General features: G+C 71.3%; 14 protein-coding genes. 7 read left to right on the forward strand and 7 right to left on the reverse strand.

Annotation, left to right across the window (positions count from 1 at the left end; genetic code table 11):
- Nucleotides 1–161 precede the first annotated feature (161 nt).
- The 3 genes from IM697_RS13165 to IM697_RS44595 all read left to right on the forward strand — a co-directional run bounded on the left by IM697_RS13165 (nucleotide 162) and on the right by IM697_RS44595 (nucleotide 3,241).
- A complete protein-coding gene (locus tag IM697_RS13165) occupies nucleotides 162–386 on the forward strand; it encodes a DUF3311 domain-containing protein (RefSeq protein WP_194047803.1) in 225 nt (74 codons plus the stop codon).
- Nucleotides 387–433: 47 nt separating this feature from the next.
- Nucleotides 434–2,587: a carbon starvation CstA family protein gene (locus IM697_RS13170; protein WP_194047805.1), complete on the forward strand. Its 2,154-nt coding sequence runs from the start codon at nucleotides 434–436 to the stop codon at nucleotides 2,585–2,587.
- Nucleotides 2,588–3,034: 447 nt separating this feature from the next.
- Entirely contained in the window at nucleotides 3,035–3,241 is a 207-nt protein-coding gene (locus tag IM697_RS44595; RefSeq protein ID WP_228044651.1) for a hypothetical protein, read from the forward strand.
- A gap of 36 nt (nucleotides 3,242–3,277) precedes the next feature.
- Here the strand turns inward: IM697_RS44595 and IM697_RS13180 are convergent, their stop codons facing one another.
- The 3 genes from IM697_RS13180 to IM697_RS13190 all read right to left on the reverse strand — a co-directional run bounded on the left by IM697_RS13180 (nucleotide 3,278) and on the right by IM697_RS13190 (nucleotide 5,437).
- The gene (locus IM697_RS13180) at nucleotides 3,278–4,069 is read right to left on the reverse strand and encodes an SURF1 family cytochrome oxidase biogenesis protein (protein ID WP_194047807.1); all 792 of its coding nucleotides are present in this window, start codon (nucleotides 4,067–4,069) and stop codon (nucleotides 3,278–3,280) included.
- Nucleotides 4,070–4,118: 49 nt separating this feature from the next.
- Nucleotides 4,119–4,352 carry a hypothetical protein gene (locus IM697_RS13185; protein ID WP_194047809.1) on the reverse strand — a complete coding sequence of 78 codons (234 nt, stop codon included), beginning with the start codon at nucleotides 4,350–4,352 and terminating at the stop codon, nucleotides 4,119–4,121.
- Nucleotides 4,353–4,432: 80 nt separating this feature from the next.
- Nucleotides 4,433–5,437 carry a DEDDh family exonuclease gene (locus IM697_RS13190; RefSeq protein ID WP_194047811.1) on the reverse strand — a complete coding sequence of 335 codons (1,005 nt, stop codon included), beginning with the start codon at nucleotides 5,435–5,437 and terminating at the stop codon, nucleotides 4,433–4,435.
- Nucleotides 5,438–5,620: 183 nt separating this feature from the next.
- Here IM697_RS13190 and IM697_RS13195 point away from each other — a divergent pair, with 183 nt between their 5' ends.
- Nucleotides 5,621–6,331 (forward strand): VIT1/CCC1 transporter family protein, encoded by a 711-nt coding sequence (locus IM697_RS13195; protein WP_194047813.1) that lies wholly within the window; start codon nucleotides 5,621–5,623, stop codon nucleotides 6,329–6,331.
- A gap of 92 nt (nucleotides 6,332–6,423) precedes the next feature.
- On the opposite strand, the gene IM697_RS13200 is transcribed toward IM697_RS13195, so the two are convergent.
- The 3 genes from IM697_RS13200 to IM697_RS13210 all read right to left on the reverse strand — a co-directional run bounded on the left by IM697_RS13200 (nucleotide 6,424) and on the right by IM697_RS13210 (nucleotide 10,473).
- Nucleotides 6,424–7,431 carry a CopD family protein gene (locus tag IM697_RS13200; RefSeq protein WP_228044653.1) on the reverse strand — a complete coding sequence of 336 codons (1,008 nt, stop codon included), beginning with the start codon at nucleotides 7,429–7,431 and terminating at the stop codon, nucleotides 6,424–6,426.
- Nucleotides 7,432–7,531: 100 nt separating this feature from the next.
- A complete protein-coding gene (locus IM697_RS13205) occupies nucleotides 7,532–8,899 on the reverse strand; it encodes a CoA transferase (protein ID WP_194047817.1) in 1,368 nt (455 codons plus the stop codon).
- Nucleotides 8,900–8,952: 53 nt separating this feature from the next.
- Nucleotides 8,953–10,473, reverse strand: coding sequence for a S8 family serine peptidase (locus IM697_RS13210; RefSeq protein WP_194047819.1), 1,521 nt, complete (start codon nucleotides 10,471–10,473; stop codon nucleotides 8,953–8,955).
- Nucleotides 10,474–10,814: 341 nt separating this feature from the next.
- Here IM697_RS13210 and IM697_RS13215 point away from each other — a divergent pair, with 341 nt between their 5' ends.
- From IM697_RS13215 to moaA, 3 genes are all read left to right on the forward strand, one after another.
- Nucleotides 10,815–11,171: a DUF485 domain-containing protein gene (locus IM697_RS13215; RefSeq protein WP_194047821.1), complete on the forward strand. Its 357-nt coding sequence runs from the start codon at nucleotides 10,815–10,817 to the stop codon at nucleotides 11,169–11,171.
- Entirely contained in the window at nucleotides 11,168–12,793 is a 1,626-nt protein-coding gene (locus IM697_RS13220; RefSeq protein WP_407699626.1) for a solute symporter family protein, read from the forward strand. The genes IM697_RS13215 and IM697_RS13220 overlap by 4 nt, the downstream gene beginning before the upstream one ends.
- Before the next feature lie 147 nt (nucleotides 12,794–12,940).
- Complete coding sequence (gene moaA / locus IM697_RS13225; RefSeq protein ID WP_194047823.1) at nucleotides 12,941–13,930, forward strand: GTP 3',8-cyclase MoaA; 990 nt, start codon at nucleotides 12,941–12,943, stop codon at nucleotides 13,928–13,930.
- On the opposite strand, the gene IM697_RS13230 is transcribed toward moaA, so the two are convergent.
- On the reverse strand, nucleotides 13,913–14,137 hold the full coding sequence (locus IM697_RS13230) for a hypothetical protein (protein WP_194047825.1): 225 nt from the start codon (nucleotides 14,135–14,137) through the stop codon (nucleotides 13,913–13,915). The genes moaA and IM697_RS13230 overlap by 18 nt on opposite strands.
- Nucleotides 14,138–14,323 lie beyond the last annotated feature (186 nt).

The following is a 14,323-nucleotide window of genomic DNA, read 5'->3' on the forward strand; positions in this document are numbered from 1 at the left end:
CGTCCTTGGTGTGCCTGTGCCCTCGCGGGAGAGTTGCGCGAGCGGCCGGAAAGGATGACACGGAACCGGCGGGAAACTTCCTGGAAATTCGCTGTCAACCGGATCCCGCGGGTGGGCAACTCTTGCACGAACCCACAGCGAGCGGGAGAGGAGCGCGGGTCATGGCACGGACCGGTCATCACCGGCTACGGCGCGTCGCGATCGCCGTACTGCTCCTCGCGCCCGCCGCGGGTCTGCTGTGGGTTCCCTGGTACGCCGGTGCCGAGCCGCGACTGGCCGGGACGCCGTTCTTCTACTGGTACCAGCTCGCCTGGGTGCCGGGGTGCGGCCTCTGTCTGCTCGCCGCGTACGCGCTGACGGACCGGCATCGAGATCGACATCGCTGAGCCGCACGTCCCGTTCTGTCGCACACCTGTTCAGGTCAGGAGCCGCCATGCCCACATCCGCCATGCCCGAAAACGGCCGTAGCACGCCGGAGAAATCACGAATGTCGCCCAAGTCGGTGGCGATCTGGATCGCCGTCGCCCTGGTCGGCGCCCTCGGCTGGGCCGTGCTCGCCCTGTCCCGGGGCGAGGAGATCTCGGCCGTCTGGCTGGTCGTCGCGGCCCTCGGCTCGTATGCGATCGCCTACCGCTTCTACTCCCGCTTCATCGCCCGGCGCGTCCTCCAGGTCGACGACACCCGCGCCACCCCGGCCGAACGCCTCGAGGACGGCGTCGACTACCACCCCACCGACAAGCACGTGCTCTTCGGCCACCACTTCGCGGCGATCGCCGGCGCCGGCCCGCTGGTCGGCCCGGTCCTGGCCGCGCAGATGGGCTATCTGCCGGGCACCGTGTGGATCATCGTGGGCGTGATCTTCGCCGGCGCGGTGCAGGACATGATCGTCCTGTTCCTCTCCATGCGGCGGGACGGCAAGAGCCTCGGCCAGATGGCCCGCGACGAGATCGGCAGGGTGGGCGGGGCCGCCGCGCTGATCGGCGTCTTCGCCATCATGATCATCCTGCTCGCGGTCCTCGCGATGGTCGTCGTCAACGCGCTGGCGGAGTCCGCGTGGGGCACCTTCTCGGTCTCCATGACCATCCCCATCGCCCTCTTCATGGGCTTCTACATGCGCTACCTGCGGCCCGGCCGGGTCGTGGAGACCAGCCTCATCGGCGTGGCCCTGCTGCTGCTCGCCATCCTCGGCGGCGGCTGGATCCAGGACTCCGCACTCGCCGAGTACTTCGTCTGGAGCCCTCAGACCCTGGTCTTCTGCCTGGTCGGCTACGGCTTCGTCGCCTCCGTGCTGCCGGTGTGGATGCTGCTGGCGCCGCGTGACTACCTCTCCACCTTCATGAAGGTCGGCACCATCGCCCTCATGGCCGTCGGCGTCGTGATCGCCGCCCCGAACCTCAAGGCCGAGCCGGTGACGGAGTTCGCCTCGACCGGCGCCGGCCCGGTGTTCGCCGGGTCGCTGTTCCCGTTCCTGTTCATCACCATCGCCTGCGGCGCCCTGTCCGGCTTCCACGCCCTGGTCTCCTCCGGCACCACGCCGAAGCTGATCCAGAAGGAGTCCCAGGTCCGGATGATCGGCTACGGCTCCATGCTCACGGAGTCCTTCGTCGCCGTCATGGCCCTGATCGCCGCCTGCGTCCTCGAACCGGGCCTGTTCTACGCCATGAACTCCCCGGCCGCGCTGCTCGGCCCGACCGTGGACACCGCCTCCGAAGCGGTGAAGAACCTCGGCTTCACCATCACCCCCGACCAGCTCACCGCGGCCGCCAAGGCGGTCGAGGAGGAGACGCTGGTGGGCCGCTCCGGCGGTGCGCCCACCCTTGCCGTGGGCATGTCGGAGATCTTCGCCGGAGTGCTCGGCGGCGCCGGGATGAAGGCCTTCTGGTACCACTTCGCGATCATGTTCGAGGCGTTGTTCATCCTCACCACGGTCGACGCCGGCACCCGGGTCGGCCGCTTCATGCTCCAGGACATGCTCGGCAACGTCTGGAAGCCGATCGGCCGGGTCACCTGGAAGCCCGGCATCTGGATCACCAGCGCCCTGGTCGTCGGCGCCTGGGGCTACTTCCTCTACGCCGGTGTCACCGACCCCCTCGGCGGCATCAAGCAGCTGTTCCCGCTGTTCGGCATCGCCAACCAGCTCCTGGCCGCCGTCGCCCTGGCCGTCACCACCACCGTGCTGATCAAGTCCGGCAGGCTGCGCTGGGCGTGGGTCACCGGCGTCCCGCTCGCCTGGGACGTGGCCGTCACCTTCACCGCCGGCTGGCAGAAGATCTTCTCCGACGACCCGGCGATCGGCTTCTTCGCCCTGCGCGACAAGTACGCGCGGGCCATCGACGACGGTCAGCTCCTGCCCGGGGCCGCGAACATGGACGACATGCACACCATCGTGCTCAACAACACGGTCGACGGCGTGCTCATGGCGATCTTCCTGCTGCTGGTCCTCACGGTCCTGGTCAACTGCGCCGTGGTGTGCGTCCGCGCCGTCCGCGGCCCTGAGCCACTGCCGACCACCGAGGTGCCGTACGTCGAGTCCCGCATCGACGTGCCGGAGCGGGAGGCCGAGCCGCTGGCGGGGGTCCGGTCATGAGGGCGGTGCGGTGGGTGCGGTGGTATGTGCGTGAGCTGATGGACGTACTGAGCCTGCTGCACCGGGAGGACCGGCCGGAGGGCCGCTGCTGCTGATGCCGGAGGGCGGCTGCGGGTGGTCGGTGGCTTGTCGCGCAGTTCCCCGCGCCCCTTACTCGGTACGTCCACTGCACGTACTCAAGGGGCGCGGGGAACTGCGCGAGCAACCACGAACCACCCGCAGCCGCCCGGAGTCAGCACCCCGATGGCGAGACATACGCCCGGATGCTGAGGCACCGCCCCACCCGGCAGCTCCATGGCCTCGGCGCCGGCCGTACCGCCCCGCATGGGAACCCGTGGCCGACCAGCTGTGTCCGGGCGCCGCCGCGGCCTGCCCGGAGGGCCCGTCACCCGGGCCGGCGCTGCTGTCCCCGATGCACTCCCGCGCGGACGCGGCGCGGTCCCCGACATGATGGACGTCGCCTGGCAGGCCGCCTTCCAGGCCCCGCACGGATCCCCGCTCGCCCTGCTCCCGGTGGCGGCCCGCGTGGAACCCGTCCAGGTCTTCCAGCGTCTCGGCCGCCACATGACCCGCCACCCGTGGGACCTGCAGCCCGAGCCGGAACGCACCTTCGGCTACTGGCGGGACCAGCTGACCGGCCGCCGCCGGAAGTGAACGGGGGCACCGGTGGCGTGCGCCTGGTCCAGGACCTCAGACCGGAGCCGGCGTCGTCTCCGTCTCCTGCGGCGCGGCCGCCTGCGCCCGTTCCCGGGCCTCGCGGCGGGCCAGGACGAACCAGCCGACCGGGACGCCCGCCGCGAACAACCACCACTGCAGGGCATACGCGTAGTTCAGCGGGGCGTTCTCCTCGCCGGGCCGGCCGATCGGCTCCGGGGTGTCGCCCTTGGGCTCGGGCGCGGTCTGCACGACGTAGCCGCCGAGCACCCGCGCGCCGAGCCGCCGGGCCTCCTGCTCGCTGTTGATCAGCATGACCTGCCGGTCCGGGAGGCCCTTGAGGTTCTTGATGCCGCTCGCCTCGGTCGTCTCGTCCGGCATCAGCCGCCCGCTGACGGTGATCTGCCCGCTCGGCGGCGCCGGGACCTTGGGGAAGGCCGTCTGGCTCGGGCCGTCGGCCGGGATCCAGCCCCGGTTGACCAGCAGCACCTTGCCGTCCGTCAGGACGAAGGGCGTCAGGACGTGGAAGCCGACCTCTTCGTCGGCGTTGACGCGCCGCCTGACCACGACCTCCCGGTCGGTGTCGAAGCGGCCCTCGGCGGTCACCGTGCGGTACCGCTCCTTGGTGGTGACCGTGTGCCCCGGGGACGTCAGCCTCTCCACGGGCAGCGGCTTCGCCTCCAGCGCGTCGGCGACCAGTTGGTTGCGGGCGCTGCGCTCCTCATAGCGGTGCAGCTGCCAGAAGCCCAGCCTGATCATCGTGGGGATGAGAAGCAGGGCGACCAGCGTGAGGATCACCCACTGCCGGGACAACAGGAAGCGGTACACCCCACGACCGTACAACCGGGTCGTGGGGCGCTGTCAGGCGGGTACCGGGTCACACCTTGTCGACGATCCCCGCCTTTCCCTCCGCGCGGGCGCAGTGGGCGCCGCAGTACCAGTGACCGTCGACCTCGACGCCCTGCCCGATGATCTGTACACGGCAGTGCTCGCAGAGCGGTGCCATGCGGTGGATCGCACAGGAGAAGCAGTCGAAGACGTGCACCGCGCCCTGCGCGTGCACCTCGAAGGTCATGCCGTAGTCGTTTCCGCAGACTTCACATGTCGCCATGCGCCACAGGGTGAGCGGTCAGCGCGGCGCGGGGCGAGGGGGCTCCGGGCGAGTCGCGCGGCAATCACCCGTCCGTACGGTCACTGCTCCGACGCCGGTTCCACATCCCTGAGGAGCTGTCCGAACGCCGCCTCGTCCACCACCGGCGTCCCGTACTGCCGGGCCTTGACCACCTTCGAGGTGCCCGCGTCGGGGTCGTTCGTGACGAGCAGGCTGGTCAGCCGGGACAGGCTCGTCGACACATGCAGCCCGGCCTCGATCGCGCGGTCCTCCAGCAGGTCGCGCTCGATCGACGTGTCCCCGGAGAACGCCACCCGCATGCCCTGTTTGAGCCTTTTGCCGTCTTCGTAGCGGCCCGGGTTGGGATAGGGGCATGCGGGCCTTCTACGGGAGGGGCGCCAGCTGGTCGGCCGGTAGCCGCCGTATCCCCCGTACCCGCTCGGCTGCTGTCCGATCCGGGGTGTGGAGGCGGTGTCCCGCCACTCCGTGAGCGGTCGGCACTCCTGGAGCGGCAGCCGGACGCTGCCCGCCGCCGCGGCCCGCAGGCTCGGCCGGAACGCCTCCGCCAGCACCCGCGCGTCGTCCAGCGCGTGGTGCGCCCGCTGCTGCACGACGCCGTAGTGCGCGGCCAGCGACTCCAGCTTGTGGTTGGGCAGCGGCAGGCCCAGCTCCTTGGACAGCGCGATGGTGCACAGCCGCTGCCGCACCGGGGCCTCGCGCTCCGCGCGCGCGTACTCCCGCGCGATCATCTGCCAGTCGAAGACCGCGTTGTGCGCGACGAGCACCCGGCCGTCGAGCCGGTTCGAGAACTCCCCGGCGATGTCCTGGAAGAGCGGGGCCGCCTCGAGCACGTCGCTCGTCAGACCGTGGATCCAGACCGGACCCGGGTCGCGCTCCGGGTTGACCAGCGTGTACCAGTGGTCCTCGACCTCGCCGCGCGCGTCCAGTCGGTATACGGCCGCGGAGATTATCCGGTCGTCCCGGGCCAGCCCGGTGGTCTCCACGTCAACGACCGCGTATCCCTGGGGATACGCGGCCGGCCACGCAGTGGGGGAGGACGCTGCGGTCGTACGGTCTTCGAGCATGGTCACTGAGGATACGGGCCGACACTGACACTCCTCGCCGTCAGGTGCCTTGTCCCGCCCGCCCGTTCGAACGCGGCGAACGCGGGGACGTCAACCGGGCGGCGTGTGCGGGGCGTTGCCGCCGCTGTCCGCGCTGGAGCGTCGATACGCCCTCGATGTCCCGTGCGGTGCGATCCTCCGCATATGACCGAACCAACGCATGACGAAGCCCACGGCGGCGCGCTGGGCGAACGGCTGAACTGGCTGCGGGCGGCCGTCCTCGGGGCGAACGACGGCATCGTGTCGACCGCGGGCCTCGTCGTCGGCGTGGCCGGTGCGACGGACGACCGCTCGGCCCTGCTCGCCGCCGGGCTGGCCGGACTGCTCGCCGGGTCGATGTCGATGGCGGCGGGCGAGTACGTCTCGGTGTCCACCCAGCGCGACTCGGAGAAGGCCGCGCTGGCCCTGGAGAGGCGGGAGTTGCGGGAGCGACCCGAGGCCGAGCTGGCGGAGCTGACGGAACTGCTGGAGCGGCGGGGGCTGTCGCGGGAGGTGGCGTCCGAGGCGGCGCTTCAGCTGACGGAACGTGACGCACTCAAGGCGCACGCGCGCGTGGAGCTCGGCATCGACCCCGACGCGCTGACCAATCCGTGGCACGCGGCGTGGGCGAGCTTCCTGGCGTTCACCGTCGGGGCGCTGCTGCCGCTCCTGGCGATGGTGGTGCCGCCGGCCGACCGGCGGCTGCCGGTCACCGTCCTCTCCGTCCTGGCCGCACTCACCCTGACCGGCTGGGCCGCCGCCCGCCTGGGCGCGGCGGCCCCGGCCCGCGCGGTGCTGCGCAACGTGGCGGGTGGCGCGCTGGCGATGGGGGTCACCTATGCGGCGGGGTCACTGCTGGACGTGGCGGGGGCGTAGGGCCTGCGCGTCGAGACGGGGACGCGCGGCCGTCCTGGTCGCCCACGGAGGAACGCCGACTCGATGCGCGCGTCGGCGCGGATGTGCCGGGCTCACCAGCGGATCGGCACCGGCAACGCCGTCAGCAGCCCGGACAGCGCGACCACCACCGCCAGGGCGACGACCTCCGCCCGCGCGGGAGAGCAGGCGGTCAGCGGGTCGGACGCGCGGCGCAGCCGGATCCGCGCCCACAGGGCCAGCGCGGCCACGGCCACCACCAGGATCACCTTGGCCAGCAGGGCACGCCCGTACGCGGTCCCGGTGAGCTGGTCCAGGATCGTGTCCGACGGCATCCGGCGCAGCGAACTCCACACCCCGGTCGCCGTGATGGCGGCCAGCAGTACGGCCGCCACGCGCGCGTAGCGGCCGAGCAGGGCCGCGCCCGCCTCCCGGGCGTCCCAGCCGCGCAGCGTCCGCAGGACGTACAGCAGCCCGCCGACCCAGAGCGAGGCGCAGGCCAGATGCACCAGTGTCAGCCCGGAGCCGAGCAGCGGGCTGTACTCGGTCGTGGGGTGCGCGCGCAGCGCCTCGGCGACCGCCACCGCGGCCAGCGGCCAGACCTGGGCGGCCGGACGGCGGGACAGGGCGCACAGCCCGGCCACGGCGAAGGCGTTGACCTCCAGCAGCGCGAGCTTGCCGTCGCGCGAGCCGTAGAGGCCGCCGATGTCGAGGTCGGCGGGGCTGTGCGGCACGAGGTTGCCCGTGGAGACGACCGAGGCGAGCCCCAGGGCGGCGACGAACCCGACGGCCGCCGCGTACGGCGCCCAACTGCGGGGCGCGGCCGGGGGAGCGCCGGGCACGGACCGGGCCAGCCGCCGCACGAACAGCTCGCCCAACGGGACGCACAGCGCCGCGAACAGGGCCGTGCGCAGCAGCGCGATACCGCCCGCGCCGGGTGCGGCGGCCTCCCCGGTGCCGTGCAGCGCGGCCGACGGGCCGAGCAGCGGGATCAGCGCCGCCAGCCCGAGCAGGACGAGGACGGCGACGGCCCGGGCGGTGCCGGCGCGCGACCCCGGCGCGCTCCCGTCGGTCGTATCAGGAGAGGATCTTGTCAACGTCACCTCAAGATCTTCACAAACCATCCCAGAGTCGGGCAAGTATCGGAAAACAAGTGGGATGTGTCATTCCGTCCGGGGGGTACGGCCCGCACGGCCCGGCCGCTCAGCCCCACCGCGCCGGATCCACGCCCCAAACCCCGGGCGGCCGCGCCCAGTCCACGGGCCCGCCCTCGAACGACACCGGCGACCGGGCGTACCGCAGCCGCCCGAGCCCGCTGTCCCGCTCGGCGAGCCAGGCGTCCGGCGCGCCGTACGCCAAGTCACCCTGCGGGCCCGGCTCGACCCCGTTCGTCAGCCACTGCGCGGTGCGCGCCAGAGCCAGCCGTACACAGCGGCCGTACCCCTGCTCCCGCCGCTCGGTCAGCGCCCGCAGCACGGCCGCCGCCAGCAGATACCCCGTGCCGTGGTCGAGGGCCTGCGCGGGCAGGGCGCCGGGCCGCTGGGGCGTGCCCTCGGTCGCGGCGATCCCGGTGGCGGCCTGCACGAGGCTGTCGAAGCCACGCCGCTCGCCCCACGGCCCGTACGAGCCCCACGCCGACAACTGCGCCACGACCAGCCCGGGCCGCCGCTCGGCCAGCGCCCGCGCCGACAGCCCGAACCGGTCCAGGGCGCCCGGCCGGTACCCGGTGACGACGACGTCGGCCGCCGCCAGCAGCTCCTCGAACGCGCGCCGGTCGGCCACCAGGTCCAGCCGCGCCGAGCGCTTCCCGAAGCCCGTGTCGGCGTGCTGGTCGGCCAGTTCGGACAGCCGCGGCGCGTCCACGCGCAGGACGTCCGCGCCGAGCAGCGCGAGCGTGCGGGTGGCGACGGGCCCCGCGATGACCCGCGTCAGGTCCAGCACGCGTACTCCCGCGGCGGGCAGCAGGGGAGAGCCGTCGAGGGGCGGGAGCGCACGCGCGCGTGCGGTGGCGTGCGGTTCGTGCTCGACGAGCGGCCGCCGGGCCACCGCGACCGCCTGCTCGTGCGCCGTCCACTCGCCCGGCGTGCGCAGCGCCACCGCGAGGCCGCCGGCCGCGTACACGGCCTCCTCCACGTCGTAGGAGGACCGCTCGGCCAGGGCCGCCCCCACGGTCTCCGGATCCTCTTCCCGCACCCCCAGCGCGGCCAGCAGCCGGGCCCGGTGATGCGGATAGTTCGCATGCGTGCGCACCCAGCCGTCCGCGGTCCGCCAGAACCGTGACAGCGGCGCGAAGGTGACCGGTGCGCGCCCGTCGACCAGCAGATGCCGTTCGCTCACGAAGGCCGTGGCGATCGCCCCGTCGTCCAGCCGCACCTCGGGCACCTCGGCGCGCCCGGCCCGCCGTGCCCCCAGCTCGGCGGCGGCCAGCGCGCAGGCGCCCACACAGGCGCGCGCCAACTCCCGTACGGGAAGGCGCGCATCGAGCGCGCCCTCCCGCACCACGGTCGACACCCGCGGCAGCAGGGCGGGCTCGCCACCCACCGCGGACCAGGCGGAACGGAGTGCGGTCATCACCGCACTATGCAGTACTCGACTCGGTCGACGGAGCCGTTGCGGCCATCGACTCAGTCGACGGCATCCAGGGCGTTCACGATGCCGAACCCGTAGAAGCCGTTGAACCGCTTCCCGCCCTCGCACACCGCGTCCTGTGTGCCGTCGCCGTTCTGGTCGTACGACTCCGGGCAGCCCGGGTTGTCCGCCTGGGCCCTGAGCAACGCGTGCAGTTGGGCCGGAGTCGCCTTCGGGTGACGGGACTTCAGCAGCGCGGCGACACCCGCGGCGTGCGGGGCGGCCATCGACGTGCCCTGGAGATAGCCGTACCGGCCGTTCGGGAGGGTGGCCAGGATGCGGCCGTTCTTCGACGGGGTGTCCGGGAGCTGGTAGAGCCGGTCGCCGCCCGGGGCCGCGAGGTCGACGACGCCGTAACCGTACGACGAGTAGTACGACTTGAGGTTCTTCACGCCCGTCGCGCTGACCGTGACGACTCCGGGGAGCTGCGTCGGCACGTCGAAGCAGGTGTGCGGGTCGACGGTGCGCTCGACCGCGGTCGAGTCGTCGGGGCTGGTGTCGTCGACGATGGCGTCGGAGTCCAGGTCGTCGTTGGAGTTGCCGGCCGAGGCGAAGTTGAGGGTGCCCTTGCGCTGGGCGTACAGCTGGGCCCGGTTGACGGCGTCGACGATCGCCCGCTGGTCCGGGTCGTCCATGCAGTTGTAGAGCCACGGGTCGACGTAGTAGCTGTTGTTCGTGATCTCGACGCCGTGGTCGGCGGCGAACACGAAGGCGCACACGACGCTCTCGGGGTAGTAGAGGCCGTTGACGGGGTCGCTCACCTTGATGGCGGAGACCTTCACGCCGGGGGCGACGCCCGCGATGCCGATGCCGTTGCGGGGCGCGGCTATCTCGCCCGCCACATGCGTGCCGTGCGCGTCGGAGGCGGTGTACGGCCGCCACGCGCCCGCACCGGTGTCCGCCTTGCCGCCGGCGCAGTTCGCGGACTGGGCGGCGGAGAAGTTCGGCGCGAGGTCGGGGTGGGTGTCGTCGACGCCGTTGTCGATCACGGCGACGGTCACCCGCCGGCTGCCCGGGTTGATCTTCGCGGCCCGGTCGGCGCCGATCGCGCGCAGGTTCCACTGGTCGGCCTCGAGGGGTTCGCCGCCGCCCGCAGCGCCCGTGGTCCTCCTGGCCTGCTGCTCCGTCAGGGGCTGGACGGGGCCCTCGTCCGTCGTCCCGGCCGCGGTCAGGGGCGCCGTACGCGTCGCACCCGCCGACTGGACGCCGCGCACACCGCGTATCACCTTGGCGAAGTCGGGGTACGCCGAATGGACGACGATCACGCCGATCCGCTCGTACGCGATCACGACGGTTCCGCCGGCCGCCGCGATCGCCTTCCGCACCGACTCGATCGTGCGGCGATCCGGCCTGGTGTTGACGACATAGGCCAGGGTGGACGCCTCCGCGGCCCGTGCGACGGGCTCCGTGCGCGGGGCCGCCGACGCCGCCGTCGGCAGGAGGCCGAGCGAGGCGGTCAGCGACAGGGCGAGGGGGGCGGCGAGGCCGAGACGGCGTCTGGACCGCAGATGAGCCATGGGATCTCCACATCATCCGGAACCTGAACCGCCCGAGCCGCGGATCGGGCTCGGGCAGGTACATGACGAGTCGTGCTGGGGCCGAAGCTATCCCCGAACCTCCTGGCCAGCAATCCGGCCTCGAACGACTTCGGAAAGAAGCCCCTGGAGTTGAACCGGTCCTCGCGTGGCGCCGTGACCTTGGACAGGAGGCGCGAGCACGAGCGAGCCCCCTGTCGGATCACATGCCGGGGCCCTAACATCGCCAGCCGGCTCAAGTGATCCATGTCACTGCGAGGAACAGAGCCGTCATGTCCGTACCCGACCCGTCCCCGACTCCTGATCCAACGCGAGGAGACTCCGTGGCCACCGACGCACCGCCCCCCTCGAAACAGCAACACAAACTCCCCTCCACCGAGGAGTTCGCCGAGGTGCAGGAGAGCGCGGAGTTCGGTGAACTGCGCCGCTCCTACCGCTCCTTCGCCTTCCCGCTGACCGCCGGCTTCATCGCCTGGTACCTGCTGTACGTCCTGCTCTCCGTCTACGCGGGCGACTTGATGGGCGCCAAGCTGTTCGGCAACATCAACGTCGCCCTGCTCCTGGGCGTCGCCCAGTTCGTCACCACGTTCCTCATCGCCTGGTGGTACGCGCGGCACGCCGCCGCCAAGCTCGACCCCAAGGCCGAAGCGATCAAGACCCGGATGGAGGGCGGCGCGTGATCACCGCACAGCAGACCGTTCTGGCCGCCAACGAGGCCAGTGAGCACAGAGGGCTGATCATCAGCCTGTTCGCGGCCTTCGTCATCGCGACCCTCTTCATCACCGTCTGGGCGGGCCGGCAGACCAAGGACGCCGCCGACTTCTACGCGGGCGGCCGCCAGTTCACCGGCTTCCAGAACGGCCTCGCCATCTCCGGCGACTACATGTCCGCCGCGTCCTTCCTCGGCATCGCGGGCGCCATCGCCCTCTCCGGATACGACGGATTCCTGTACTCCATCGGCTTCCTGGTCGCCTGGCTCATCGCCCTGCTCCTGGTCGCCGAGCCGCTGCGCAACTCGGGCCGCTACACGATGGGCGACGTCCTCGCCTACCGCATGCGCCAGCGCCCGGTCCGTACGGCGGCCGGTACGTCCACCATCGTGGTGTCGATCTTCTACCTGCTGGCCCAGATGGCCGGCGCCGGCGTCCTGGTCTCCCTGCTGCTCGGCATCACCAGCGACGCGGGCAAGATCGGCATCGTCGCCCTGGTCGGCGTCCTGATGATCGTGTACGTCACCATCGGCGGCATGAAGGGCACGACCTGGGTGCAGATGGTCAAGGCCGTGCTGCTCATGACCGGCGCCCTGCTGCTGACCTTCCTGGTCCTGCTGAAGTTCAACTTCAACGTCTCCGACCTGCTCGGCGCCGCCGCCGACCAGAGCGGCAAGGGCCAGGCCTTCCTGGAGCCCGGACTGAAGTACGGCGTCGACAACCTGACCAAACTGGACTTCATCTCCCTGAGCATCGCCCTGGTGCTCGGCACCGCGGGCCTGCCACACATCCTGATCCGCTTCTACACCGTGCCCACGGCCCAGGCCGCCCGGAAGTCCGTGATCTGGGCGATCGGCCTCATCGGCTCCTTCTACCTGATGACCCTGGCGCTCGGCTTCGGTGCCGCAGCGCTGATCACGCCGAAGGAGATCACCGATTCCAACCCGGCGGGCAACACGGCAGCCCCACTGCTCGCCCTGCACCTGGGCGGCGTCGACTCCACCTGGGGCGCCATCCTGCTCGCCACCATCTCGGCGGTCGCCTTCGCCACGATCCTCGCGGTCGTCGCGGGACTGACGCTGGCCTCGTCCTCGTCCTTCGCCCACGACATCTACGCGAACGTCATCAAGAAGGGCCAGGCCACCGAGAAGGAGGAGGTGCGTGCGGCCCGCTTGTCGACCGTCGGCATCGGCGCGGTCTCCATCGTCCTGGGCGCCCTGGCCCGTGACATCAACGTCGCCGGCCTCGTCGCACTCGCCTTCGCGGTCGCGGCCTCCGCCAACCTGCCGACGATCGTCTACAGCCTCTTCTGGAAGCGGTTCACCACCCAGGGCGCCACGTGGTCGATCTACGGCGGCCTGATCTCGGCGGTCGGCCTGGTGCTGTTCTCGCCGGTCGTCTCGGGCAAGCCGTCGTCGATGTTCCCGGACGTCGACTTCCACTGGTTCCCCATGAGCAACCCGGGCATCATCTCGATCCCGGTCGGCTTCCTGCTGGGCATCATCGGCACGTACCTGTCGAAGGAGGAGCCGGACAAGGGCAAGTTCGCGGAGCTGGAGGTCCGGTCCCTGACCGGCACCGGAGCCCACTGAGCACCACCCCTGAGCGGCCGCGTCGTAGGTCTCTACGACGCGGCCGCGTCGTGCCTCGTGGGATCGGGCTCTGTTGTTGTCAGTGCCGTCACGTAGGCTCGCAGGAGTACGGAAGACATGTGATCCGCCACGAGGGAGGGGGCCCACGTGCTCATCGACACCTACGGCCGAGTGGCCACCGACCTGAGGGTCTCACTCACCGACCGCTGCAATCTGCGGTGCACCTACTGCATGCCCGAGGAGGGCCTGCAGTGGCTGGCCAAGCCCGACCTGCTCACGGACGACGAGATCGTCCGCCTGATCGACATCGCGGTCACCTCCCTCGGTATCGAGGAGGTCCGCTTCACCGGCGGCGAGCCCCTGCTGCGCCCCGGCCTGGTCGGCATCGTCGAGCGGGTCGCGGCCCTCGACCCGCGCCCCCAGATGTCGCTGACCACGAACGGCATCGGCCTCAAGCGCACGGCGACCGCCCTGAAGGCGGCGGGCCTGGACCGGGTCAACGTCTCCCTGGACACCCTGCGCCCGGACGTCTTCAAGACCCTCACCCGCCGCGACCGCCACAAGGACGTCATCGAGGGCCTGTACGCCGCCCGTGACGCGGGCCTGACCCCGGTCAAGGTCAACTCGGTCCTGATGCCGGGCCTGAACGACGACGAGGCCCCGGACCTGCTGGCCTGGGCGGTGGAGCACGACTACGAGCTGCGCTTCATCGAGCAGATGCCGCTGGACGCCCAGCACGGCTGGAAGCGCGACGGCATGATCACCGCCGGTGACATCCTGACCTCCCTGCGCACCCGCTTCGAGCTGACCCCCGAGGGCGCGGAGAAGCGCGGCTCGGCCCCGGCCGAGCGCTGGCTGGTCGACGGCGGTCCGCATGTGGTCGGCGTGATCGCCTCGGTCACCCGCCCGTTCTGCTCGGCCTGCGACCGCACCCGCCTGACGGCCGACGGCCAGGTCCGCACCTGCCTGTTCGCCCGCGAGGAAACCGACCTGCGCGCCGCGCTCCGCTCGGACGCCCCCGACGAGGAGATCGCCCGTATCTGGCGGCTGGCGATGTGGGGCAAGAAGGCGGGAGCGGGCCTGGACGACCCGTCGTTCATCCAGCCGGACCGGCCCATGTCAGCCATCGGCGGCTGAAGAAGCCTCTTCCCATTCCGTCAGAAGGACAACGTCCTTCAAAAACCCCCGCACCCCGAGAAACTGCGACAGATGCTCGCGATGCTCCTCGCACGCGAGCCATGTCTTTCGCCGCTCCGGCGTATGAATCTTCGGGTTGTTCCACGCCAGCACCCACACGGCGTCGGCCCGGCACCCCTTGGCAGAACAGATGGGCGTGTCACTCACAGATACGTCTCACAAGTCGCGCACGAAAAGGCGACGCCGAGCAGCCACGGGGGGAGCTGCCCGGCGTCGGTCCGTCGCTCCGACGGGGGATGCGGAGCGCCTACGAAGTATGTCACGGGTAACCCGTCGCCCGGCACCGGAACAACACTATTGATCTGAGCTTTTCCTGAGCTTGGCGCGGAGTCG

This window comes from Streptomyces ferrugineus, assembly GCF_015160855.1.
Lineage (GTDB): Bacteria > Actinomycetota > Actinomycetes > Streptomycetales > Streptomycetaceae > Streptomyces > Streptomyces ferrugineus.

What these genes read in the sequence shown, in the direction of transcription:
- IM697_RS13190 (WP_194047811.1), bottom strand. Translation starts at nt 5,437, where the DNA reads ATGCTCGAAGACCGTACGACCGCAGCGTCCTCCCCCACTGCGTGGCCG.
- IM697_RS13170 (WP_194047805.1), top strand. Translation starts at nt 434, where the DNA reads ATGCCCACATCCGCCATGCCCGAAAACGGCCGTAGCACGCCGGAGAAA.
- IM697_RS13195 (WP_194047813.1), top strand. Translation starts at nt 5,621, where the DNA reads ATGACCGAACCAACGCATGACGAAGCCCACGGCGGCGCGCTGGGCGAA.
- IM697_RS13205 (WP_194047817.1), bottom strand. Translation starts at nt 8,899, where the DNA reads ATGACCGCACTCCGTTCCGCCTGGTCCGCGGTGGGTGGCGAGCCCGCC.
- IM697_RS13185 (WP_194047809.1), bottom strand. Translation starts at nt 4,352, where the DNA reads ATGGCGACATGTGAAGTCTGCGGAAACGACTACGGCATGACCTTCGAG.
- IM697_RS44595 (WP_228044651.1), top strand. Translation starts at nt 3,035, where the DNA reads ATGATGGACGTCGCCTGGCAGGCCGCCTTCCAGGCCCCGCACGGATCC.
- IM697_RS13210 (WP_194047819.1), bottom strand. Translation starts at nt 10,473, where the DNA reads ATGGCTCATCTGCGGTCCAGACGCCGTCTCGGCCTCGCCGCCCCCCTC.
- IM697_RS13165 (WP_194047803.1), top strand. Translation starts at nt 162, where the DNA reads ATGGCACGGACCGGTCATCACCGGCTACGGCGCGTCGCGATCGCCGTA.